At 62.3% G+C, this 23,903-nt stretch carries 14 protein-coding genes; 11 read left to right on the top strand and 3 right to left on the bottom strand.

All coding sequences use genetic code 11. The annotated features are described in order from the left end of the window. Positions 1–51: 51 nt before the first annotated feature. The 3 genes from JWZ97_RS11405 to JWZ97_RS11395 form a co-directional block, all read right to left on the bottom strand. A complete protein-coding gene (locus JWZ97_RS11405; RefSeq protein WP_205429109.1) occupies positions 52–2,547 on the bottom strand; it encodes a hypothetical protein in 2,496 nt (831 codons plus the stop codon). A gap of 868 nt (positions 2,548–3,415) precedes the next feature. Next, a complete protein-coding gene (locus tag JWZ97_RS11400; RefSeq protein WP_205429107.1) occupies positions 3,416–4,087 on the bottom strand; it encodes a C80 family cysteine peptidase in 672 nt (223 codons plus the stop codon). 45 nt (positions 4,088–4,132) lie between these two features. Continuing rightward, on the bottom strand, positions 4,133–4,639 hold the full coding sequence (locus tag JWZ97_RS11395; protein ID WP_205429105.1) for a phage tail protein: 507 nt from the start codon (positions 4,637–4,639) through the stop codon (positions 4,133–4,135). Positions 4,640–5,089: 450 nt separating this feature from the next. Between JWZ97_RS11395 and JWZ97_RS11390 the strand changes: the two genes are divergently transcribed. The 11 genes from JWZ97_RS11390 (at position 5,090) to JWZ97_RS11340 (ending at position 23,881) form a co-directional block, all read left to right on the top strand. After that, entirely contained in the window at positions 5,090–5,227 is a 138-nt protein-coding gene (locus JWZ97_RS11390; RefSeq protein ID WP_205429103.1) for a hypothetical protein, read from the top strand. A gap of 217 nt (positions 5,228–5,444) precedes the next feature. Then, a complete protein-coding gene (locus JWZ97_RS11385) occupies positions 5,445–7,082 on the top strand; it encodes a SulP family inorganic anion transporter (RefSeq protein WP_205429102.1) in 1,638 nt (545 codons plus the stop codon). Positions 7,083–7,095: 13 nt separating this feature from the next. Continuing rightward, a complete protein-coding gene (gene hyfB / locus JWZ97_RS11380; RefSeq protein WP_205429100.1) occupies positions 7,096–9,210 on the top strand; it encodes a hydrogenase 4 subunit B in 2,115 nt (704 codons plus the stop codon). Further along, positions 9,210–10,163, top strand: coding sequence for a respiratory chain complex I subunit 1 family protein (locus tag JWZ97_RS11375; RefSeq protein ID WP_205429098.1), 954 nt, complete (start codon positions 9,210–9,212; stop codon positions 10,161–10,163). Before hyfB ends, JWZ97_RS11375 begins: the two co-directional genes overlap by 1 nt. After that, positions 10,150–10,827, top strand: a complete 678-nt coding sequence (locus JWZ97_RS11370) for a formate hydrogenlyase (protein WP_205429096.1) — start codon at positions 10,150–10,152, stop codon at positions 10,825–10,827. Before JWZ97_RS11375 ends, JWZ97_RS11370 begins: the two co-directional genes overlap by 14 nt. Continuing rightward, complete coding sequence (locus JWZ97_RS11365) at positions 10,824–12,290, top strand: hydrogenase 4 subunit F (RefSeq protein WP_205429094.1); 1,467 nt, start codon at positions 10,824–10,826, stop codon at positions 12,288–12,290. The genes JWZ97_RS11370 and JWZ97_RS11365 overlap by 4 nt, the downstream gene beginning before the upstream one ends. Then, positions 12,287–13,876, top strand: a complete 1,590-nt coding sequence (locus JWZ97_RS11360) for an NADH-quinone oxidoreductase subunit C (protein WP_205429092.1) — start codon at positions 12,287–12,289, stop codon at positions 13,874–13,876. The genes JWZ97_RS11365 and JWZ97_RS11360 overlap by 4 nt, the downstream gene beginning before the upstream one ends. An 11-nt stretch (positions 13,877–13,887) precedes the next feature. Beyond that, entirely contained in the window at positions 13,888–14,400 is a 513-nt protein-coding gene (locus JWZ97_RS11355; protein WP_240342324.1) for an NADH-quinone oxidoreductase subunit B family protein, read from the top strand. Positions 14,401–14,404: 4 nt separating this feature from the next. After that, positions 14,405–14,749 (top strand): hypothetical protein, encoded by a 345-nt coding sequence (locus JWZ97_RS11350; RefSeq protein ID WP_205429088.1) that lies wholly within the window; start codon positions 14,405–14,407, stop codon positions 14,747–14,749. An 872-nt stretch (positions 14,750–15,621) separates the two neighbouring features. Beyond that, the gene (locus tag JWZ97_RS11345; protein WP_205429086.1) at positions 15,622–16,206 is read left to right on the top strand and encodes a hypothetical protein; all 585 of its coding nucleotides are present in this window, start codon (positions 15,622–15,624) and stop codon (positions 16,204–16,206) included. Between the two features lie 130 nt (positions 16,207–16,336). Beyond that, on the top strand, positions 16,337–23,881 hold the full coding sequence (locus JWZ97_RS11340) for a PKD domain-containing protein (protein WP_205429084.1): 7,545 nt from the start codon (positions 16,337–16,339) through the stop codon (positions 23,879–23,881). The last annotated feature ends 22 nt before the right edge of the window (positions 23,882–23,903 follow it).

Raw genomic sequence — 23,903 nt, 5'->3', positions numbered from 1 at the left:
AAGGCAGGCCCTGACGGGCCCGCCCCTTGCCTGATCCTGGGGGGATGGGGATTACAGCGCGACGCAGACTCCGCTGGCGCCGGGGATGTCGAGGCAGGCCTTAAACTGATCGGCCGCGGCGATCACCCGGCCGCTCACGCCGGCGCTGACCGGCCGGCCGTTGACCGTGAAGGTGTAGTTGCCCGAGATCGTCCCGCTGAGGCCGTCATTGTTGATGGTCACCGTGGTCGAACCGCTGAAGTCGCCGAGCTTGGGCAGGGCGTTGACCACCGCTTGGGCGGTTCTGAGCGTTTCCTGGGCGATCTTCAGCGAGCCGATCAGACCGGCGACGCGCGGGTCGGCATCGATGGGCGTGGACAAGACCACGGTGTTGATCCCCGCCAGGCTTAGCTGCGCGCCGCGCAAGGTGCCGAGCGCAGTGGCCTTGGACGCTTCCAATCCGCCGATGTAGGTGTACAGCCCGCCGATGGCCGTGCCGCGCCAGCCGACCTCATAACCCAGCTTGGTCCAGGCCCAGCTCTTGTTGTACCAGGGCTGTCTGTCATACCAGCGCTGCCAGCTGGCAATCTCGGAGCGATAGCGGCGGATGGTCCCGTAGGCCGCGTTGATCTGGGCCTGTAGTATATTGACCGAGGTTTGTGCGGTGTTGACCGCCCGCTGGGCGTTTTGCAGTTGCGCCGCGACACGGTCGTGCTCTGCCTTCACGATCTGGCGCTGCTGGTCGATCTGGCTGTTCAGGCGGTCGACGGCGTCGAGGGCGTTTTGCAGGTCGCCGTTCGCTCGTTTGATCTGCGGTCCCAGCACGTCGGCGAACTTGGACAGCGGGATGTAGACGCCGGTGCTGCCGCTCAGATTGACCGACGAGCGGGTAACGGAGCCGGACATGTCGATCTTGCCGAGCACCGCGTCGATCTGGCCGCGGATGGCCGCTCCCCGGGAATCGACCTTCAGCGAACTCTTGCCCAAAGGCACGCCGGCGACATTCAGATCGCCCTGCAGGCTCAGCGCGGAGGCGTTGATGTCGTCGGCGGGAATGTCCAGATTCACGTGTACGTTGCCGGAGAATCCGACATGGGGTATCGGTAGGCGCGAGGTGGTTTGTCCGGCGAGTGCGAAGCCATGCTTGTCCAGGGTGAGTTGGGCGCTGGCCACCGCCAGATTGCCCAGATCCACGCCGGCCAAGGCCCCCAGATTGCTGGCGTCGTAGCCGAAGTTGCCGCTGGCGACCAAATAGCCTTCCTTCATGCTTTCCAGCGCCTGCTGACGGCCTTCGGGCGTGGCGAAATTGGTGGTGTCTATCAGGAAATGGCCGGTCACGTTCAACACCGTTTCCTGGGTCAGGGGCAGGTATTTCGGGATGATGGGCAGGGTCGCGCTGCCCACGTCCTGGATGCCGTTGAAGTAAACGCTTTTTTCGAACTTGGAGTTGTTGACCAGCACCGTGCCTTCGGCGAGCTGGATGCCGGTCTCGAACACCTTCAGAAACGGGATGGAAACATCCAGGGTGCCCTTGGCCGCCAGCTTGGTGTCGATGCCCAGCGCATTGGTCGGTATGCCGCCCGCGCCCAGCGGCGAGTCGAAGAAGGTGACGCCGTCCTTGTCCGTGTCGATGTTTACCACCGCTGTGCCACTGATCGACAGCGGCAGGTCGCCGAGTGGTATGGTGCCGTCGAGTACCAGATGGCCTTTCATGTCCGCCAACTCATCGGCAAACGGCAAGGCCGGGTCGGCCTCGAAGGGGATCAAGCCGTTCAGCGAGATGCCGAAGCCGTAGTCTTCGCCGGTTTTCGCGCAGTCTTCCTCGGTCTCGCAGAATTCGACGCCGAAGGTGCCTTCCCCGGCGAAACCGCTGCCGCCGATGTAGAAATAAGGGTCGCTCGGGTCCAGCACGAAGGTGGCGCTATGCCCGCCCGGTGCGGTGATCTTCATCGGGCCGACCGTGCCGCTCAGCCCCTGGTCGAAGTGGAACAAGAGATAGTTCCGGTCCGGATTGAGATGGGCGCCCAAGTTCGCCAGGTTGGCCCCGCTGTCCATGCCGATGAGGGCGGTGGCGTTTTGCGTGATGCCGGCGTTTTTCAGAAAGCCCAGCTTGGGAAAGGGCAGGGTGGCGGTGCCCTGGATACTGGCGATGCCGGCGGCCGACGAGCTGTCCAGCGTCACCAGCAGGTCCACATTGGTCAGCGGAATATCGCCTTGCGGGCTCTTGATCGTGACATCCCCGCTCAGATGGTAGCCCGTCGAGCTGGAAGTGATGGCCGACGCCGCGACGGACAACTCGATGGCCGGCTCGAACGGCGAGGTTCCCGGCAATCTCAGCGACAGGGTACAGGTGGCATCCTGGGAAGCGTTGGCGCATTCGAGGACGGGCGCGGCCGCCGCCGCCACGCTTGCGGGATTGAGCGGCGCGGACGAGGTCGCCGTGAGGACCGGGTCCGTCGAGGCCTGGGCCGTGAGCGGCGACAAAGCCGCGGTGGAGCCGAGCAATAGGGTGCCGGAGGCGATCAGGGCGGCCTGCTTGGAACGGGAAGGCAGTTTGCTGGTTTTCATGAGTAGCTCCTGTCGAGACGATGGATTAAGGGTGTGGTTACGCGGTCTGCGTGTCGCGCTCGCTGCGCCCCTTTCCTGTCCCAATTCCCGGGCCAGTCTCGGTCAGGTGCCGTAAAGACGAGATAAAAGTTAATTCAAACAAGCATTTGCCCCATGCTTATCGCGCGCCCATGGGGTGTCGTCGATCAGGGTGTATTTTAGGTTTGTACGAAATGTCGACATATAAGCGAAATATGGGCATTTGCGCTTGCCTTGGGAGGTGTCTCGCGCTCGCGGGTATCGGTCCGCCTACGTTGGGCGGGGTAGGGCCGGCCTATGGCATTCCATGAACCGTGACGATGGGCGATGCAGGACAAGCATGGAGGGCTGAATGAGTCACACCACTTCCGGCCGAGGCGCAGGGGATTGCCGGGCTGACGGCACGCACGCGATACCCGGCCTACGGCACCGATACGCGGCATCGCGGGAAGATCATCGGGGGCGTTTGAATGCAGCCATCGGGCGGATGGCGTATCGAGAAGGAGTTCGTTGACTGATCCGCGGCTCCGCATGTGAAGGCGGCCCTAGGAAGGCGAGATTGCCGAGCTATGGGCGAGGGCCGCGATGGCTGGCGGAGGCTTGGTTCCTGAATCATGCGGCCACCGGGTCGGCGGGCTCTAGCCCGGCGCTTGTTTCAGCCGGGGTTTGGTTTGCACGGTGGTGCCGCAGGGCTTAGGGCGAGCGGGATAGGAGGGCCGGGTCTTGCCTATGGGATTTTCAGGCTAGCCCCGGCCGCGGAGTTTTCGATCCTGACGATATGGTCCGGTCTTTTGCCCAAGACCGGGTTTTCGTGTGTTCGGTCATCAAACCCAGGATGTGGCCAAGAGCATCAGTAAGCAAATTGCATGTTCTGGACACCCACCGAGTCGATGGTAAAAACAATCTTGCTGTGCGCTTGATGGTGTATGCCGTTGGTTTCGCTGGCGAAATCGAAGGTTTCCTTGCGGCCGTCTTCCAGCACCGTGACCGGCGCGGTTCTCGCGTGCACACGGTTGCGCAGCCCGCGTAGGCGGTAAAGTTCTTTCTGAAAAAGTGCGGCAAACGATCCCGCACCGACGTCCTGCGCACTTTTCGTTCCCCGTTCATTCCCGGAAATGTTGGAGTTTCGCCCCAAATTGCATCCGGTGATGTTTATTCTGCAGCTTGCCTGCAGGCCGAGTTCGATCAGCGAGCGCGCCAATACCTCGGCGGACACTCTGGATACACGGTTGTTATTGACGTCGCCATGCCCTCGGATTATCAGTTCAGAATGGTCGGTAAGTCCTTTCAGGCGCATGGACAGACCGGCCTTCTTGTAGATGATCTGGCTATTGTTCAGGAAAAACCAGGTGGTATCGATATAGTCGGAGGGTAATACTATGTTATCCGTGGGTATGGACGCCAAATTGTATTTTTTAAGATATCCCCCGATTAATCGATCGGTATTTTTGTAGATGGTTTCGTCTCCGGCATCCGTTTCCTTCACGATTTGCAGGATGTAGTATTTGTCGGCGTTCTTCATTTCTCTCACCTTAGGGTTTAAAGGTATTCGGGTTGGTTCATGACGCTATGGATTCAACGACAGGCCTTCCACGGTCAGGACCAGGACTTCCTGCAGGGGATTTTCGTGGCTGACGGATAAGGAGGACGGCCAAGCGCTTTCGATATTCCATTGCGCGAGTTCGCCCCGTTCGGCACTGACCAGGGTGATGCTGGCATTGAGTCTGGCTTTGTCCGCTCCCCCTTTTTCGACTTCCCGCCGCCACGACCAGATCGACGAGGCTTTTTGCGGCTGGATGTCGCGCACGCACACGATATCGTTGAACTTCAGCCGGCCCGGGATTTTACGCACGATCTCGGTTCTTCCCCTGTCCACCAGCATCTTGTGTTCCACCACCTCGTTAGATGAGCCGATGCCGGAGCAGCGGGCGAAATATTCCTCGCTGCCCTTGCCGAAGCTCAGCCTGAACTGGTAATCGGCGCTGTTGCCGTAAGAACTTTCCGCGGCGAGAGCCGTGTCTTGCAGCGCGAGGGACAGGGCGAAAAAGGCCGTGAGGCGGATGGCGGATTTCATGGCAGGACTCCTTGGGTACTTGAGATTTACGGCTTCGTTGAGCTTGCGCCGCCGCGATGGGCGATGCGCATGCTTCCTGGGTCACAAGTACCGGGCCAAGCCGTCGGAATCCGCCAAAGGTATCCGCAAGTCCCTGTTTTTAAATTGATTTGAATTTCAGCCCGATTCGTCGCGCGATGCCGTATGCCGGCAAGAGTTGTCGATATCTCGTATGGAGGACGAAATATCGTAAGCGCGAGCGGCGCCGTCGAGGGGGCATCCTGTCGCACGGCCGCCGATACTTGGACGGCCGGTTCGATCCGGCGGCATTGGTTCAAATCGTGGTTGTTTCCCACCATACGCCGGGAGTTCCGGCGATTTTTGTTCGTACGTAGTTGATTTAATGGATATTCGCCGTTGGCATCATGAGTGCTATGGAGGATCGTGTCTAAGAACCGCCGGTACCCCCTCATGAAGCTGTTGAGCATATTGTTTGGACGCCCGCAGGCGACCCCTTCCCTGGAGTCCGACCAGGACGGCCTGGAGGATCAGATCGCCCCTCTGCTGGTTTGGCTGATGATCGCCATCGTGTTCATCGCACTGTTTTGATGGCTCGCCGCCCGGTGCGGGCCGATGCCCCACTCAGGCATGAGCCCTCGGCTATGAACGCTCAATTGTAAAAAAAGGCATGGACCTTGATGATGCAGTGGAGATTCTTCAATCGGTCTCGCTTTTCAGTGAGAGGAAGCGGGCCGGCAAGGATCGGAACGGGCGGCTCCCCGCTGACGCCGCCCATCACTGACTCGAAGCGTTCGATGGAGAACCGATGGACCACCCCGTTAATTTGAATTCCCTGCCCGCAACCGGGCTGACAGGCCTGAAGGCCCACTGGCGCAAGGATATTGCCGCCGGTTTCCTGGTGTTTCTGATCGCCTTACCCCTGTGTCTGGGGGTGGCCGTGGCCTCGGGCTTCCCGCCCATGGCCGGGATATTGACCGCCGCCGTCGGCGGACTGCTGGTGTCCCGGATCAACGGCTCCCATGTCACCATCACGGGGCCTGCCGCCGGCCTGATCGTGGTGATCCTGGCGGCGGTGCAGTCGCTCGGGCAGGGCGATGCCATGGCCGGCTACCGCTACACCCTGGCGGCCATCGTCATATCCGGCGTGCTGCAGATAGCCCTGGGCTATTACAAGGCGGGCCGGTTGTCCGCATTTTTCCCCGCCTCGGTGGTACACGGCATGCTGGCCGCGATCGGCATCATCATCATGGCCAAGCAGATACCGGTGATGGCGGGCGTGAAGACCGTCAGCGGCGGCCTCTTGTCGAGCATCGCCGACATCCCGCGCGGCCTTTCGTTTTTCATACCGGAAGTCGCCTTCGTCGCCCTGGTGGGCCTGGGCGTGCTGGTCGCCTGGCCGAAAGTCCAACAGCCCTGGCTCAGGAAGATACCGGCACCGCTGCTGGTCGTCGCGTCCGGCATGTTCCTCGGGCAGGTTTTCGGCCTGGACCACCTGCGGCCGGGCGAATCGTTCATGGTGCCCAAGGACTTGATCGTCGGCCCGGATTTTCTGGTCACCATTCCCGACAGCATTGCGGCCAGTTTCTATTTCCCGGACTTCTCCAAGATCTTCACCCTGGCCTTCTGGGAAAGCGTGCTGGCGATCACCCTGGTGGGTAGCCTGGAAAGCCTGCTGAGCACGGCGGCGGTGGACAAACTCGATCCCTACCAGCGCTATTCCGACCTGAACCGCGACCTGACCGCGGTGGGGGTGGGCAATACCCTAGCCGGGCTGATCGGCGGTTTGCCGATGATCGCCGAAATCGTGCGCAGTTCCGCCAACGTCGATGCCGGCGCCAGGACCGGCTGGGCCAATTTCTTCCACGGGGCCTTCCTGCTGATCTTCGTGATCGCCCTGCCGCATGTGATCGACACGATACCGCTGGCCTCGCTGGCCGCGCTGCTGGTCTATACCGGGTTTCGCCTCGCCTCGCCGCAGGCTTTCGAGCGGACGATGGATCTCGGCAAGGAACAGCTCGTCCTGTTCGTCCTCACCATCGTCGGTGTGCTGGCCACCAATCTGCTGGCCGGGGTGCTGATCGGCATCGCCGCCAAGCTGGTGATCCACGTGGCGCGAGGCGTTCCATTGCGCAATTTGTTGACCATTTCCTACCACCTTGAGCGCCGGGACGCGAACACCTGTGTCATCCGTGTGAGTGGCTCGGCCATTTTTTCCAATTTTCTCGCGCTCAAGAGTCAACTGGCCGAATTCCCGGCCGCCAAGACGGTGGTTTTCGATTTGTCCGACGCCTATCTGATCGACCACACGGTCATGGAATTCATCGAGCATTACCGGCAGGACCGGATCGCCCGCGGCGGACATTGCGAAATTCACGGCCTGGGCGAACACGAAGCCTACGCGGACCACGTCCTGGCGGCCCGCATCAACAAGCAGCAAGCCTAAGCCGGAAGCCGAGATGTCCTTGTTTTTCGCCTATCTGTCCGTGCTGGCCGCTTTGTCGTCGGGTCTGCTGGCGCTCGCCGTGCATGGGCGCGCGGAGTTGGAGCGGCTCGTCGGCCGGTGCTGGCCGGGCGGTCCTGGCCGGTCGGCCCCTTGGGCCGGTGTGTTCGCGGAGCCGGGCTATGCCGGCCGGCTCCGGCGGGGCGTGTTCGCCCTGCTGGGCCTCGCCGGTACCAGCGCCTTGCTGGCCGGCCTGGGCGCGTTGCTGAGCGACGGGATACTCTCCGACACCCTGCCTTTAGGCTTGCCGTGGCTGAGCTGGCATGTCCGCCTCGACGCCTTGTCGGGCTTTTTCTTTTGCGTGCTGGGTCTGCCGCTGATCGCCGTCAGTCTTTACGGACCGGGCTATGTGGAGGAGTTCGAGCACGGCAAACACGCCTTCGCCGTGCTGGGGTTGTTCACCGGTCTGTTCGTCGCCGGCATGGAACTGGTGCTGCTGGCGGACGATGCGTTTTTCTTTATGATCGCCTGGGAGCTGATGTCGGTCGCCAGCTACTTCCTGGTCGCCTACCAGCACGAGCATGCCGCCAACCGGCGGGCCGCATTCCTCTATCTGCTGATGGCCGAGATCGGTGCCATCGCCATCATTTTGGGTTTCGGTGTCGTCGCCGGATTCGCCGGCGGATTGAGCTTCGATGCCTTGCGCGGGGCCCGTTTGAGTCCGCTGTGGGCCAGCGCGGCCTTCGTGCTGGGCCTGCTCGGCTTCGGCATGAAGGCCGGGCTGGTGCCCATCCACGCCTGGCTGCCGGAAGCCCACCCGGTCGCGCCCTCGCATATCTCCGCGCTGATGAGCGGGGTGATGCTGAAGATCGCGGTTTACGGCTTCATTCGCTTTACCTTCGATCTCCTGGACCAGATCCTCTGGCAATGGGGCGTGCTGGTGCTGGTGATCGGTTCGGCCTCGGCCGTGCTGGGCATTTTGTATGCCTTGCAGCAGCAGAACCTGAAGCGTCTGTTGGCCTATTCCTCGGTGGAGAACCTCGGCATCGTGTTCGTGGCCCTGGGACTGTCCCTGATTTTCCTCAGCAACGGCCAAAACGAACTGGGCGCCCTGGCCCTGGTGGCGGCGCTGTTGCATGCCTTCAACCATGCCTTGTTCAAGAGCCTGTTGTTCCTGGGGGCGGGCGCCATCCTGCATCAAACCCACGAGCACAGCCTGGAGGCCATGGGTGGGCTGATCCATCGCATGCCCAAGCTGGCGGGCATCTTCCTGGTCGGCACCCTCAGCATCGCCGCCTTGCCGCCCCTGAACGGCTTCGTTTCGGAATGGCTGATCTTCCAGACCGCGCTGCAGGCCGGCACGCTGCAGAGCGGGGTGCTGCGCAGCCTGATACCCGCCGCCAGCGCCGTGCTGGCCCTGACCTCGGCGCTGGCTGCCACCTGTTTCGTCAAGGTCTACGGCGTGGCCTTTCTGGGGCTGCCCCGTTCGCACCATGTCGCTCATGCCCACGAGGTGAGCCATCGCGGCATGCTGGCAGGGCCCGCCCTGCTCGCCATGGCCTGCGTGCTGTTCGGCGTGCTGCCCGGGCCACTCATCAACGGTGTCGGTGCGGTGACCGGGCAGTTGACCGGATTCACCCTGCCCAGCCTGTCCGCGCTGGGCTGGCTATGGTTGACGCCCGTGTCGCCCGAAGTGGCGTCCTACGCGCCGGCCCTGGTTCTACTCGGGATCCTGGCGGTGGGCTGGGTCTGCTACCACGTCCTGTATCGCCGCAGCGGCCTGGAGCCGCGCCAGGCCGAGCCCTGGGATTGCGGTTTCGGCGGCCTGACGCCGCGCATGCAATACACCTCGGGCGCTTTCAGTATGCCCATTCGGCGCATTTTCAATCCGGTGTTCGATGTGCGCGAAAACCTCGAAGAGATCCGGGGAGGGGCGGGCGACACGCGGGTGTTGTCCCAGCGCTATCACTTCCAGGTGCTCGACCGCTTCTGGCGCTGGCTGTACGAACCGGTGGGGCATGCCGTCAACCGCCTGGCCCGCGAAGTGGGGCGGCTGCAAACCGGGAATATTCGCACCTATCTGGCTTATTCCTTTTTTACCCTGGTCTTTCTCCTTTGGGTGATCAGCTGATGCCCTGGCTGCTTGCGTTCCTGCAAACCCTGCTCTTCGTCGCCGCCGCTCCGCTGCTGGCCGGCTGGATCAAGCGCGTCAAATGCCGCTTGCAGAACCGCAAGCCGCCTTCTCTGTTCCAGCCTTACCGGGACCTGCTCAAGCTGTACCGCAAGCAGCCCATCGTTCCGCATCCGGCTTCCTGGATATTCCGCGCCGCGCCCTACATCGTGTTCGCGTCCACCGTGTTGGCGGCGGCCATCGTCCCGCTGGTGGCGGTCGATCTGCCGACCGCGCGTATCGCCGACGTCATCGTGCTGGTGGGCTTCTTCGCGCTCGGACGGACCTTCCAGGTGCTGGCGGGCATGGACATCGGCACGGCCTTCGGCGGCATGGGCTCCTCGCGCGAGATGACCATCTCTTCGCTGGCCGAACCGGCCATGCTGATGGCGGTGTTCACCCTGGCGATGAGCGCACATACCACCAATCTGTCCCAGGCCATGAACTATGTGCTGGACACCGGGCTGGTGCTGCGGCCTTCATTCGTCTTCGCCATCGCGGGCCTGATGCTGGTGGCCATCGCCGAAACCGGGCGCATTCCCGTGGACAACCCGGCCACCCATCTCGAACTGACCATGATCCACGAGGCCATGATCCTGGAATACAGCGGCCGCTGGCTGGCGCTCATCGAATGGGCCAGCCAGATCAAGCTCATGCTCTACGGCGTGCTCATCGCCAACATCTTCTTCCCTTGGGGCATCGCCCAGGACTTTTCCCCGCAGGCGCTGGGGCTGGGAGTGGCCGTGGTGCTGGGCAAGCTGGCCGCATTGGCCGTGGTCCTGGCCTTGTCCGAAACGGTATTCGCCAAGATGCGCATCTTCCGGGTGCAGGAATATCTCAGCTTCGCCTATCTCCTCAGCGTGCTGGGCATGCTGAGCCACATCATCCTGGAGGCGGCCCGTGTCCATCATTGATCTCGATCTTTACGGCCAGGCCATATTGCTGCTGGCCGGACTGATCGCCCTGACCTCCTTTTTGATGCTGGGCCAATCGCGCCTGGTGCGGCTGGTCTTGGTATTCGCCGTGCAGGGCTGGTTGCTCGCGGCGGCCACGGCCTTGGCTGCCGGCGTGCTGAATTATCCCCATCTCTATGTGTCGGCGCTGTTGAGCCTGGTGCTGAAAGGGATCATCCTGCCGCTGCTGCTGTATCGGCTGATCCACCGGCTGGGCTTGCACCGGGTGATGGACACCATCGCCCATCCGGCCCGGGTGATGTTGGGCGGCGCCTCGCTGGTGGTGTTCAGCTACTACGTGTCCCTGCCGGTGGTCGCCCATTCGCCCCTGGTGACGCTCAACGCCATCGCCGTGAGTCTGGCGGTGGTCCTGCTGGGCATGCTGCTGATGATCACCCGGCGGCAGGCGGTCGCCCACGTGGTGGGCTTCATGTCCATCGAGAACGGTCTGTTCTTCGCCGCCGTCGTGTCCACCTACGGCATGCCCATGGTGGTCGAGCTGGGCGTGGCCTTCGACGTGCTGGTCGCCGCGGTGGTGTTCGGCGTGTTCTTCTTCCAGATCAGCGCCAGCATCGACTCGCTGAACGTGGACCAGCTCAGCAAGCTCAGCGAGGTGGAGCGATGACGGGCGTCTATCTGCTGCTCGCCGTGCCCATCGCCGGCATGGCCCTGCTGGCCTTCCGCGGCGGCAATCTGCAGGCGGGGGTTTTCAATATCCGCTGCAACGCGCTGGCCCTGGCGGCCTCGGTCTGGCTCGCGGTCGACGTGCTGCTGCATGGTCCCGTGCTGTCGACGGGGCACATGCTTTACGTCGACAGCTTCAACGTCTATCTGGTGGTCCTGACGGCTTTCGTCGGCCTGACCACGTCCGTCTTTTCCGGCCCCTACATGGCGCACGAGCAGGCGATCGGCCGGGTCAGTCCGGCGCGCCTGAAGCTTTACTACACCATGTACCAGGGCTTCATGCTGGCCATGTATCTGGTGCTGACCACCAATAACATGGGCGTGATGTGGGTGGCGATGGAGGGCGCGACGCTGGCGACGGTGCTGCTGGTGAGCCTTTACCGCACGCCGGAATCGATAGAAGCGGCCTGGAAATATTTCATCCTGTGCGGCGTGGGCATCGCCCAGGCCTTGTTCGGCACAGTGCTGCTTTATTTCGCCGCCGAGCAAAAACTGGGCGTGGGCGGGGAAGGGCTGCTGTGGACGGTGTTGCACGATCATGCGGCCGAACTCGATCCCGCCATCCTCAGCCTGGCCTTCGTCTTCTTGTTGGTGGGCTACGGCACCAAGATCGGCCTGGTTCCGCTGCATCAATGGCTGCCGGACGCCCATTCCGAAGGCCCCACCCCGATGTCCGCCATCCTGTCCGGTTTACTGCTCAACGACGCGCTCTACGCGGTGGTGCGCAGCAAGATGCTGGTCGACGGCTCCCTAGGCACGCATCTGGCGGGCAACCTGATGATGGGCTTCGGCCTGCTGTCCTTCCTGGTGGCGGCGCTGTTTCTGCACCGCCAGACCGACATCAAGCGGCTGTTCAGCTATTCGTCCATCGAGCACATGGGGCTGATGACCTTCGCCTTCGGCGTCGGTGGCCCCTGGGCGACTTTCGCCGCGCTGTTCCACATGACCACCCATGCGCTGACCAAGTCGGCCATCTTCGTCACCGTCGGGCATGCCGCCCAACTGGCCGGGACCCAGCGCATGGAAAAGATCCGCGGCCTGATCCTGACCCAGCCGGCCATAGGCTGGGGCTTGCTTGTAGGCACCGTGGCCATCGCCGGCTTTCCGCCCTTCGGCGTGTTCGCCAGCGAATTCCTGGTGCTGGTCGCCACCATGCATGACTATCCCTGGCTGACGCCTCTGTTGCTGCTGGGCATAGGCCTGGCTTTCGCCGGCCTGTTCCGCCACATCCAGCCCATGGTCTACGGCGACGTGCCCGAAGGCCAGAAAGCCATCAAGGCCAACCTCAAGCCGGTCGCCCTGCACCTGGTCTTGGTGCTTTGGCTGGGCCTGGCCATTCCTTCCTTCCTGGGCAATTGGTTCAACCAGGCGACCCAGCTGATCTCCGGGAGTTTGCCGCAATGAACGAGACCGGCGACCAGACGCTTGAGACTTTGGCACGCTTCGCCGAACGGGGCCTCGAACTACGGTCGGTCGAACCCAGCCAGCTGCCGCCGGCCGAAGTTGCCCATATCGCCGCGGCCGATTGGCGACGGGCGGCGCAGATCGCCAAGGCCGAAGGCTGGCGCTGGGCAGGCGTGTGGGCGGAGGACTTGGGTCCCGAATTGCGGGTCAGCGCCTGCCTGCAGAAAGATGGCGGTTATCTGATAGTTCGCACCGTGCTCGATCCGGCCCACGCGAGCCTGCCTTCCCAGGCCTCTTATTTCTGGGCGGCCGACCGTCCCGAGCGGGCTATCCGTGATCTCTACGGCATCCGTTTCGAAGGACATCACGACGAGCGCCGCTGGGTGCGCCACCAGGCCTGGGACGAACGCAGCTTTCCCCTGCGCAAAAGTTTTCCGGCCGTGGGCCGCCCGCCCGAGAGCACGCCAGCGGACAAGGATTACCCCTTTCTCCAGGCGCAAGGCCCCAGCGTCTACGAGATCCCCGTGGGGCCGGTGCACGCCGGCATCATAGAACCCGGCCATTTCCGCTTCCAGGCGGTGGGCGAGACCGTGCTGAATCTCGAAGAGCGGCTGGGCTACGTGCACAAGGGCGTGGAAAAAATCGCCGAAGGCCGCGATGCGGCGGGCCTGGCCCGGCTGGCGGGACGGGTGTCGGGCGATACCACGGTCGGACATGCCTACGCCGCCTGTTTGGCGATGGAGTGCGCGGCAGGGATGGCCATTCCCGAGCGGGCAACCTGGTTGCGCGCCCTCCTGGCCGAGCGCGAACGGGTTGTCAATCACTTGTGGGATCTGGGCGCTCTCTGCAACGACGTCGGCTTCGCTTTCGGCTACTACCAGCTCGGCCGTCTCCGGGAACTGTGGTTGAGGGAAAACCAGCAATGGTTCGGCCATCGCCTGCTGATGGATCGCATCGTGCCGGGCGGCGTGACCGTCGACGTCCTGCCGGATGTGGCGACGAGCATGCGTTATTCCATCGTCGCCCTGCGGGCCGAACTGGACGAGTTGCTGACCCTGCTCGACGGCAACTCCTCGCTGGAAGACCGTTTCCTCGGCGCCGGCGCGTTCAGCGTCGAACTGGCCGCAGAACTGGGCGCATTGGGTTTCGTCGGGCGCGCCAGCGGACAGACTTTCGACGTGCGCAAGGATGCCCCCTATGCACCCTACGACCGATTGAACCTGCGGGTTCCGGTCGAAGTGCAGGGCGATGTCGCCTCGCGTTTCTGGGTGCGCTACAAGGAATTGCGCGTCGCCTTGCGCCTGCTGGAACAGTTGCTCGAAAGCTTGCCCGCGGGCGCGATTGCCGCGCCCTGGCTGGCGCCGCCGGAGGGAGCGGAAGGCTTTGCCGCCGTCGAAGGCTGGCGCGGCGAAATCCTCTGCTACGTCCGTTTCGGCGGGGAAGGCCGGATAGACCGCTACTGGCCGCGCGATCCCAGCGTCGTCAACTGGCCGGCCCTGGAAAAGCTGGTGCTGGGCAACATCGTGCCCGACTTCCCGGTGTGCAACAAATCGGTCAACGGCTCCTATTCCGGCCACGACCTCTGAGAGGAATGCCTTTGAGCATCTACGGCAAGATATTCAGAACCGGCGTACTCACCGAAAAGCTGCCGCCGCGTGCGCGCGACGAGGCGGTCGAGCAGGTCGGGGCGCAACTCAAAACCGTCGTCGACAAGCGCTTCCGCGGCAGCCTGGCGATACGGCAGGTCGACGCCGGCTCCTGCAATGGCTGCGAGCTGGAGATCCACGCGCTCAACAACGTTTATTACGACATCGAGCGTTTCGGCGTGCATTTCGTCGCCTCGCCCCGCCATGCCGACATCCTGATGGTCACCGGCCCGGTCTCGCGGCACATGGAGACGGCCCTGAAGCGTACCTACGAGGCCACGCCCGATCCCAAGTGGGTCATCGCGGTGGGCGACTGCGGCGCCTGCGGCGGCGAATTCGGCGTGTCCTACGCCAGTTGCGGCGCGGTCGGCAACGTCATTCCGGTGGATCTGACCATCCCGGGTTGCCCACCGACGCCGCTGGCGTTGTTGCAGGGGGTGTTGAGCTTGTGCGCTCGCCGGTGATTCCATGATTCCGCAATGCATCAAGCTGCGCGAGTTTGCCGACCCGCGCTCGGCGAGCCTGGATGATGCCCAGTTGGCCGTCCGCATAGTACAGGCCCTGGAACCCGAGTCGCAGTGCTGGGTGGAACTGGATTTTTCCGGCGTGTGCGGGGTGAGCGAAACGTTCGCACGGGCATTTCTTCGGCGGCTGGAAAGCAAGCTGCCCGGACTCTGGCTGGTGCCCACGCATTACGGCCCGCACGCGAACGAACTGGTCGTTCCGTTGATCGAGCGTCTCGAGCGGCTGCGTCAAAAAGTCTGGCTCGCCGGGTGTGAGCGATTTAGCACCGGCTTCGATCAACTCCCCTAGGACGATCCGCCGACTCCCATCCTCGGCCTATTCGTGGGCCAAGAATCTCCTTATTTCGCTGACGGAAGTTCTCTCCGCCAAGGTGTGCTGGGCGCTGGATCGATCAGATACGTGGTTTGCGATGGTTCCGTGATTCCCGCCGGGCAGTTCGATTTCGTCAGAATCATGCGTCTCGACGTCGGGTTCGAGGACCTCGACTCCTTGAGGGTCAGTCGCTACCTCAATGGAAAACTTGCGGGGTGGCAGGCCGGTCGCCCGGACGACTGAGTTTGGGGGAGCGAGCCGATTCCACAGCCGGGAGAGGCCCTCGACAGAAATAGTCACCGGCCTGATTTGTACCGTCACCAGATCGGACGGGCCTCGTTGCTGTCGGTTTTTCTTACACCTGCCCGCCGCTTGATCTCAACTCGGGGGAAGGACCGATAAGTCCTTGATACTGGGTTATGCGATTGCCCCCTATGCGTCGTCTTCGGAGAGGGGGCTGGGTGTTATGCCGCGGCTTTTATGTTTCCGCTATACGCTTTTTTATTAGTTAAACCAGGGTATCAAACAAATACGGGCTTATAGCGGCGACGTGCCGTTCTTAAGTAACTGGTTGAAAGATAAACCTTTGCCCCTCGTATAATTAACATTTACGAAATAGTCTTATATGTCCCGGTGTCGGCCGATTTTACAGTGTAGATACTTAGGCATAAGCGGGATGTGGTCGATACCAAGTTTTTCAAGTACTTGCTCTTGCTGGTCCGGCTTTTGCTAAAACGTTTCTTGGCAATATCATAGCCGTTGGGGAAGTCCGTTTCCGGCGGCCGTCCGTTTTCAGGATGGTAAGGAATTATTTCGAACTATAAGGAAACTAAATAGGAGTATCGGGTATGAATTTGAGTCGCAGATTCCGGATTTTCTGTGCCGTCACGTTCTTGCTGGGCGGAATTGCCGCGATGCCTGCCGCGCAGGCCGCCGTAATCGAGTTGGAGTTACCAGACGCGGCGAAACCCGGTGAAGGGTTGGCAGTTGGAGAAGTATTTACAGCCACTTTAGTTGGGCGCGGTTTTGACCGTTCGACGATAGGCGGCGGGGTCAATTTGTTTTTCGACCCGGCCATACTCCGGCTGGATTCGGTGAGTTTCCAGCATAGCGCCTTCGACTTCCAGAAGCAGGTCAATGCCGTCGACAACCGTCGCGGTGTGGTCGACAGCGTACTGGTATCTTCGATATTGACCGAGCATAACGGGCGCTTCGCCATCGCGGAATTGGCGTTTACCGCGATCGGTGCGGGCATTAGCCCGCTAAGTCTCGCGCCTTCCGATTTCGCCGCGCCGTGGCTGACCTCGCTGGGGGACGAAATCGATACAATCTATGCCGCCAGCTCGGTGCAGGTCGTTCCCCTGCCGCCGGGTTTGACCTTGTTGGCGTCCGGGGTCGGCATGACGTTCTTCAAAATGCGACGTAAATCCTGATCGCGGCGATGGATAGCCGCAGGCATACCTATTTGCCCGGCAAATGGGTATGCCCGGCAGCCCATCGTTAACCCATTTTCAGACGTGGACAGTTTCGATATCCGAATATAAGGCCTCGGAGGGTCTTGGCATGGTTGCGTATCTAATTCGGTTGTTGGGTGTCGTAGTGTTGCTGGCCATACAGTCGTCTGCTTACGCGGCGACGGGCGACCTGGATAACGACGGGGTGGCCGATACGGCCGACAACTGTACGCTGGTCGCGAATCCCGACCAGCGGGACACCGACTGCGACGGTTACGGCAACCTTTGCGACGGCGACCTGGACAACAATGGCGTCGTCAGCACGCCTGATCTTGCGCTGTTCCGTAAGGTTTTGTTCACCAAAAACAGCGCGGATGCCGATTTCGACGGTGATGGGGCGGTCAGCACGCCGGACCTCGCGCGCTTCCGCCAACTCTTGTTCAAGCCTCTGGGACCCAGTGGCCTGACACCCAAACTGAAAAACCACTGCCCCGTCGCCCACGCCGGTCCGGACCAGGTGCTGACGCAATTGGGCGACGTCGCCCTGAGTGGTGTCGGCTCCACGGACGCGGACGGCGATCCGCTCCGTTATTCCTGGACCCTGCTGGACAAACCAGCCGGTAGCGGCGCGGCTTTGGCTGCCCCGACGGCGCCGCGGCCCAAGTTGAGCACCGACCTGCCAGGAGACTACACCGTAAAACTTACGGTCAGCGACGGCACTGCCCGCCGCGACGATACCGTGTTGCTCAGCACGGGTAACGTCCCGCCGGTGGCCTCGGCGGGTGACGATCAAACGGTGGTTCTGGACGGACTGGTGCACCTCGACGGCAGCTCTTCCAGCGACGCCAACGGCGATTTGCTCGTTTATGCCTGGACCCTGGCTGCCAAGCCGCAGGGCAGCGCGGCGACATTGGCCGGCGCTAACCAAGTCAATCCGAGCTTTACCGTTGATAAGGCCGGCGAATACCGGGCGTCGCTGGTTGTGTCGGACGGGCAGAAGAACAGTGCGGCCGACAGCGTCACGATACGGACAGACAATTCCCGCCCGGTGGCCGACCCGCGCGGCCCTCAGTCCGCTGTTCCGGGGCAGGCGCTCAGTTTCAGCGGGGCCGCCTCGCGCGATGCCGACAACGATGCGCTGAGCCATCAATGGAGCCTGCTGTACCAGCCTCCGGGCAGCGCAGTCCAGCTGACCGGGGGCAGCACGGTTTCCGCCGGATTGGTGCCCGACGTCGTCGGCGACTACATCGCCCAGTTGATCGTCAAGGACGGCCAATCCAGTGCCCCGGCGACCGTCGTAGTGCGGGCCGCCGATAACACGGCACCGCAAATCGCCACGCAGCCGACGGTCAACGCATTCGTCGGGCAGGTCTATGCCTATGACGTCGACGCAGTCGACGGCGACGGCGACGTTCTGACGTATGCCCTGACCGCAGCGCCGAACGGTATGGCCATCAATGCCAGTAGCGGACTCATAAGCTGGACGCCGGGCGAGGCACAGGCCGCCGATCAAGCCGTCAGTGTGAAGGTCAGCGACGGTAAGGGCGGCACCGCGGTGCAAAGTTTTTCGGTCGCCGTCAGCACTGTTTCCACGGTCAGCACGGTACCGGCTGTGGTCGGCAAGAGCCGCGACCAGGCGGAGGCGGTGATAATACAGGCGAAGCTGCGACTCGGCGCGCTGAGCTTCCAGCACAGCACCACGGTTGCGGAGGGCGTGGTCATCAGCCAGACGCCGTCGGCCAGCGCGACCGCCGAGCTCGGGGCGGCGATCGATCTCAAGCTTTCGCTCGGACCGGAAAACGGCCTGCCGCCCAAACCGGAAACGGTCGCGACGGTCATCGCCAATCCGGAAGCCATCTCCACCCATCAGGCGACGGAGTTTCTATATAAAGGCGCGGTGCCCATACAGACCGGGGTCGCGGAGGGCACCATAGAACCCAAACGGGCAGCGGTCATACGCGGCCGGGTTTTGAACAAGGCCAACGGTCCGTTGGCCGGTGTGGTCATCACCGTCAAGGATCATCCCGAGTTCGGCCAGACCAAGACGCGCGCTGACGGCCAGTTTGATCTTGCGGTCAACGGCGGCGGCTATGTTGCGGTTAATTTCAACCTGACCGGTTACCTTCCTGCACAGAGGATGATCGATGTGCCCTGGCAGGATTTCGCCTTGAGCGAGGATGTCGTCCTGCTGCCCGTCGACAGCAAGGTGACGACCGTCAGTTTGGCAGCCAATCAGCCGATGCAAGTGGCCCAAGGCAACTCCGTCAGCGACAGCGACGGCACCCGGCGCACCACGGCATTGTTCCCGACGGGCACTCAGGCGACCGTTACTTTGCAGGACGGGTCGGAACAGCCGCTGTCCGGCCTGCACGTCCGCTCGACCGAGTACACCGTGGGCAGCAATGGGCCTGCGACGATGCCGGGCGCCTTGCCGCCGACCAGCGGCTACACCTATGCCATGGAGCTGAGCGTCGACGAAGCCCAGCAGGTCGGCGCCAAAACGGTCGATTTCAACCAGCCGGTGCCTTTCTACGTCGACAACTTCCTGGGCTTTCCGGTCGGGCTGGACGTGCCGGTGGGGTACTTCGACAAGGACAAGGCGGCCTGGATACCGTCAGACAACGGTCGCATCGTCAAGATCGTCAGCATCCAGGCGGGTAAGGCAGAACTGGATACCGACGGCGATGGGAATGCCGACAACAACCCGGCCCTGGGTATCACCGACGCCGAGCGGGTTAAGCTCGCCGGACTTTATCCGGCCGGCAAGAGCCTCTGGCGCGTGCAGGTCAAGCATTTCACGCCGTGGGACTGCAACTGGCCCTACGGCCCGCCGGGCGATGCCGCGCCTCCGGGCGACACGTCCGGTGGCAACGGCAATCCGGGTGATGATGGTCCGCCTCCGGACTGCTCCAGTGGTTCCATCGTCGAATGCCAGACGCAGGTCTTGGGCGAAACCTTGCCCTTGACTGGAACGCCCTATGCTCTGAGTTACCGCAGCAGCCGCGTACCGGGGCGGACCGGTGGCAAATCGCTGGTGGTTTCGGTCAACGACAAAGTCCTGCCGCCCAGCCTCAAACGCATCGAATACCAGGTCACCGTGGCGGGCCGACAACTCACGCAAAGCGTGTTGCCCACCGGTAACAAGAAGGTGAAGTTTGATTGGGATGGCCTGAATGCTTACGGCCAGGAACTGCAAGGGAGTCACAACGCGCAAATACGCGTAGGCTACGTCTACGACGCCGTCTATTACGCGGCTGCTGGCGGCTTCCAGCAATCCTTCGGTCGTTTGTCCGGCGTTCCTATCGAAGGCAGCCGAGCCCGCCAAGAAGTCACGCTCTGGAAGGAGAGCGAAACCAAGCTCAATACCTGGGATGCTTCCAAGCAAACCATGGGCGGCTGGACGCTGAGCGTGCACCATTCGTACGACCCAGCCGGCAAGAAGCTGTACCTGGGCGATGGCTCGATCCGCGCCGAAGATTACAAGGCCCCGGTGGTCGAAATCGCCGCAGGTTCCGGCGCCAAGGGCTATTCCGGGGACAACGGAGTCGCGACTGCGGCCACCTTCAATTTCCCGCGCGAAGTGGCCGCAGGTCCGGACGGCAGCCTTTATATCAGTGATAGCGGCAACAACCGCATTCGCAAGATTGGCCCGGACGGCAAGATCGCCACGATAGCCGGCGACGGCGTGTTCGGTTTCGGCGGCGACGGCGGCCAGGCGAAGAACGCCCGATTCCGCTTCCCGCGCGGGCTGACGATAGGAACCGACGGATCCATCTACATTGCCGATTTCCTCAACTACCGGGTGCGGAAGATCGGCCCCGATGGCGTGATCAAGACGGTGGCCGGCAACGGCGTCAAAGGCTATGCCGGCGACGGCGGACCGGCGACTTCGGCCAGCTTCGACGGTGTGGAAAATCTCGCCGTGGCGCCCGACGGCACGCTTTACATCAGCGATACCGGCAACCACCGCATCCGCGTGGTCGGCACCGACGGCATCGTCACGACGCTGGCCGGCGACGGCACGGCGGGTTTCAGTGGCGACGGCGCCTTCGCCGGCAATGCCCGGGTCAGTGCGCCGCGCGGCATCGCGCTCGACGAGAAAGGCGTGGTGTATTTCGCCGACAGCGGCAATGCCCGCATCCGCCGCATCGGCAATGACGGGCGCATCTCGACCTTCGCAGGCAACGGCACCATCGGCTATGCCGGTGACGGTGGTCCCGCGCTCGGTGCTAGCCTGGGTGTGCTGCGCGGCCTGACCATCACCCGCGGCGGCGCGGTGTGTGTGTCGGACTTCTCCAACCATCGCGTGCGTTGCGTGGGTTCGGAAGGCCGCATCACCACCGCGGCCGGCAACGGCAGCAGCAACGCCGCCAAGAAAGGCGCGTTCGCCACCCAGTCGCCGGTGGAATATCCGCGCTCCATCACCTTCGCGCCGGATGGCGGCCTATACATCGCTCGCGAGAACGCCAACCAGATTCTCCACGTCACCAAGGCTTTACCGGGCTTCGACGGCGGCGATCTGGCCATCGCCTCGGAAGACGGCGGCTTGCTCTACCGTTTCGATCAGAACGGCCGACATCTGTCCACGCTGAATACCTTGACCGGAGCCACGCTGTTGAGCTTCGGCTACGACGGCGAAGGGCGGCTGACCCAGGTGAGCGATGCTAACGGCAACGTCACCACCCTGGAGCGGTCGGCCACGGGCGTGTTGCAGGGCATCGTCGGACCCTACGGCCAGCGGACTGATGTGACTTTTGACGCCCACGGCTATTTGGCTAGCGCCAGGAACCCGCTGGGTGAGACCTTCAACATGGCGTACACGGAGTCCGGTCTGCTGACCGAGTTCCGCAATCCGCGGGGCAACGCCTCGACTTTTACCTACGACGCCAACGGCCGTCTGCTGAAGGACCAGAATGCCGCCGGCGGTTACCAGACTCTGGCCTTGACGGAGTTCAGCGGCGGTTTCGACGTGAGGCGCACTACCGCGCTGGGCCGCAGCACGCTTTATCACACGGAGACGCAGCCCAACGGCGGGCAAAAGCGCATGCGCACCTACCCCGACGGCACCTGGGAAAAGCGCGACATTGCCGCCGACGGCGCTACCACCGTGGAGCAGCCGGACGGCAGCAGGGTGAGTACCGTCGAAGCCACCGATCCGCGCTTCGAATCCGCCCGTTATCCGGGCAGCGTGCAGCTCACGACCGGCGGCCTGACGCTGAGTTCCACCACGCAGCAGACGGCGACCCTGAGCGATCCTGCCGACCCGTTCAGCCTGACCAGCCTGACGCAGACCACCACGCTCAACGGTCGTAGCTATTCCAGCGCCTACGCCGCGGCGACCAAGACCCTCACCACGACCTCGCCGGTCGGACGGCAAAGCAAGACGGTGCTGGACGCGCTCGGTCGGACGACGCAGACGCAGGTGACCGGCATTTTGCCGGTGGCCAACAATTATGACGCGCGTGGCCGGCTCGCGTCCGTAAGCCAGGGCACGGGGACCGACCAACGCACGCTGGGTTATGCCTACAACGCCCTCGGTTATCTGGAATCGGCCACCGACCCGCTGGGGCGCAAAGTCAGTTTCGAATACGACCTGTCCGGCCGGGTGACCAAGCAGATCTTGCCCGATCTGCGCGAGATCGTCTTCAGCTACGACCAAAACGGCAACCTAAAATCGCTGACCCCGCCCGGTCGGCCGGCGCACGAGTTCCGCTACACGGCCGTCGATCTCAACGACGAATACACGCCGCCGGACGTTGGCGCGGGCACCAACCACACGGTCTACGACTACAACCTCGATCAGCAACTCACCCGCATCACCCGTCCGGACGGCCATACGCTGGACTACGGCTACGACGGCGGCGGCCGGCTCAACCGGCTGACGATACCCGACGGCCATTTCGATTTCGCTTACGACGGTGCGACCGGCAAGCTGGCGAGCATTACCGCGCCCGATGCTGGCCGGCTGGACTACGCCTACACCGGCTCCTTGCTGAGCAAGACGACGTGGTCGGGCAGCGTGTCCGGTTCGGTCGAATACAGCTACGACAACGATTTGCGCCTGGCTTCGGTGGGTTTGAATGGCGGCGACGTCATCAACTACCAGTACGACGGCGACGGATTGCTGACCAAGGCCGGCGCGCTTAGCCTCAGCCGCAATGCACAAAACGGCTTGCTGACCGGCACCGCACTGGGCACGGTGACCGACAGCTTCGCCTACAACAGCTTCGGCGAGGTGACGACCTACGATGCCAAGTACGGTGCGACCGGTTTGCTCAAGGAGGAATATACCCGCGACAAGCTGGGGCGTATTACCCAGAAGAAAGAAACGGTCGGCTTGGTCAGCCATACCTATGGATACGACTACGACACGGCCGGCCGTCTGATCGAGGTCAAGAAAGATGGAGCCGTGATATCCAGCTACGCCTACGACAGCAACGGCAACCGCCTGAGCCGCACCACGCCGACCGGTACCGAAAGCGGCACTTACGACGACCAGGACCGTTTGCTCTCCTACGCTGGCGCGACCTATGCCTATACCGCCAACGGCGAACTGGCCGCCAAGACGGTCGGCACGGCAGTAACCAAATACCAATACGACGTGCTGGGCAATCTGAAACACGTCGACCTGCCCGGTGGTGCCAAGATCGACTACGTCACGGACGCGCAGAACCGCCGCGTCGGCAAGGAAGTCAACGGTGTGTCGGTGCAGGGCTTCCTCTGGCAGGATTCCCTAAAGCCCATAGCCGAGCTGGACGGCAGCGGCAACGTCGTCTCCCGCTTCGTCTACGCCACCGGTGTCAACGTACCGGACTACATCGTCAAGGGCGGGGTGGCCTACCGCGTCGTGACCGACCACCTGGGTAGCCCGCGCCTCATCGTCGACGTCGCTACGAATACCGTCGCCCAGGAACTGGATTACGACGAATTCGGTAAGGTGATACTGGATACCAATCCTGGGTTTCAGCCGTTCGGGTTTGCTGGGGGTATCTATGACAGGGATACGGGGTTGGTTAGGTTTGGGGCTAGGGACTATGATGCGCGGCTAGGACGTTGGATAGCCCAAGATCCAATATTGTTCTTAGGTAATGCATCAAACCTATATGGATATGTCCAAAACGATCCGATAAATAATTTTGATGCTTTTGGGCTTGTAGATGCTCCTGGCTTTGGTGAAAGCCTTATTCCAATATGGGGCTCAGGAAAACAGGCTATTCATGATTTTGAATGTGGAAATTGGGGGTGGGGTCTTGTCAACACAGCAATGGCAGTTTCTGATGTGTTTTTAGTTAAATCACTCGCAACCGCCTTGGGTAAAGGGATCATCAAAACTGGTAGTCACAGTTGGAGCGCTACTAGTAAATGGCTGACAAAAACGGGGTGGCGAGAATTTAAGGGCCAGGAAATGCATCATTGGCTTATACCGCAAAACGGATGGGGCAAAAACGTCCCGAATGCCATAAAGAATCAGCCTTGGAATTTGATGCCCATGCCCAGTAGAGAGTTTCATGAAGGTCTTCATGGCTGGGGCGAAATGAATGCTGCTGAACGACTTTGGAATGGTACACCGACTGGGGCCAAGGCGCTTGCCGGTTCTACTGCTGGACGGGGCGCTAACGCTGCCAGAGGGGGCGGTAATTGTGAATGCGATTAAATTTCCAGTTCTTCTATTCGAC

It is taken from the genome of Methylococcus sp. EFPC2, from assembly GCF_016925495.1.
In the GTDB taxonomy this organism is placed as follows: Bacteria; Pseudomonadota; Gammaproteobacteria; order Methylococcales; family Methylococcaceae; genus EFPC2.
This window is presented reverse-complemented; position numbering and strand designations above follow the sequence as displayed.

Coding starts and splice junctions, on each gene's coding strand:
- JWZ97_RS11405 (WP_205429109.1), bottom strand. CDS start 2,547: ATGAAAACCAGCAAACTGCCTTCCCGTTCCAAGCAGGCCGCCCTGATC.
- JWZ97_RS11340 (WP_205429084.1), top strand. CDS start 16,337: ATGGTTGCGTATCTAATTCGGTTGTTGGGTGTCGTAGTGTTGCTGGCC.
- JWZ97_RS11390 (WP_205429103.1), top strand. CDS start 5,090: ATGAAGCTGTTGAGCATATTGTTTGGACGCCCGCAGGCGACCCCTTCC.
- JWZ97_RS11395 (WP_205429105.1), bottom strand. CDS start 4,639: ATGAAATCCGCCATCCGCCTCACGGCCTTTTTCGCCCTGTCCCTCGCG.
- JWZ97_RS11345 (WP_205429086.1), top strand. CDS start 15,622: ATGAATTTGAGTCGCAGATTCCGGATTTTCTGTGCCGTCACGTTCTTG.
- JWZ97_RS11360 (WP_205429092.1), top strand. CDS start 12,287: ATGAACGAGACCGGCGACCAGACGCTTGAGACTTTGGCACGCTTCGCC.
- JWZ97_RS11350 (WP_205429088.1), top strand. CDS start 14,405: ATGATTCCGCAATGCATCAAGCTGCGCGAGTTTGCCGACCCGCGCTCG.
- hyfB (WP_205429100.1), top strand. CDS start 7,096: ATGTCCTTGTTTTTCGCCTATCTGTCCGTGCTGGCCGCTTTGTCGTCG.
- JWZ97_RS11375 (WP_205429098.1), top strand. CDS start 9,210: ATGCCCTGGCTGCTTGCGTTCCTGCAAACCCTGCTCTTCGTCGCCGCC.
- JWZ97_RS11385 (WP_205429102.1), top strand. CDS start 5,445: ATGGACCACCCCGTTAATTTGAATTCCCTGCCCGCAACCGGGCTGACA.
- JWZ97_RS11400 (WP_205429107.1), bottom strand. CDS start 4,087: ATGAAGAACGCCGACAAATACTACATCCTGCAAATCGTGAAGGAAACG.
- JWZ97_RS11365 (WP_205429094.1), top strand. CDS start 10,824: ATGACGGGCGTCTATCTGCTGCTCGCCGTGCCCATCGCCGGCATGGCC.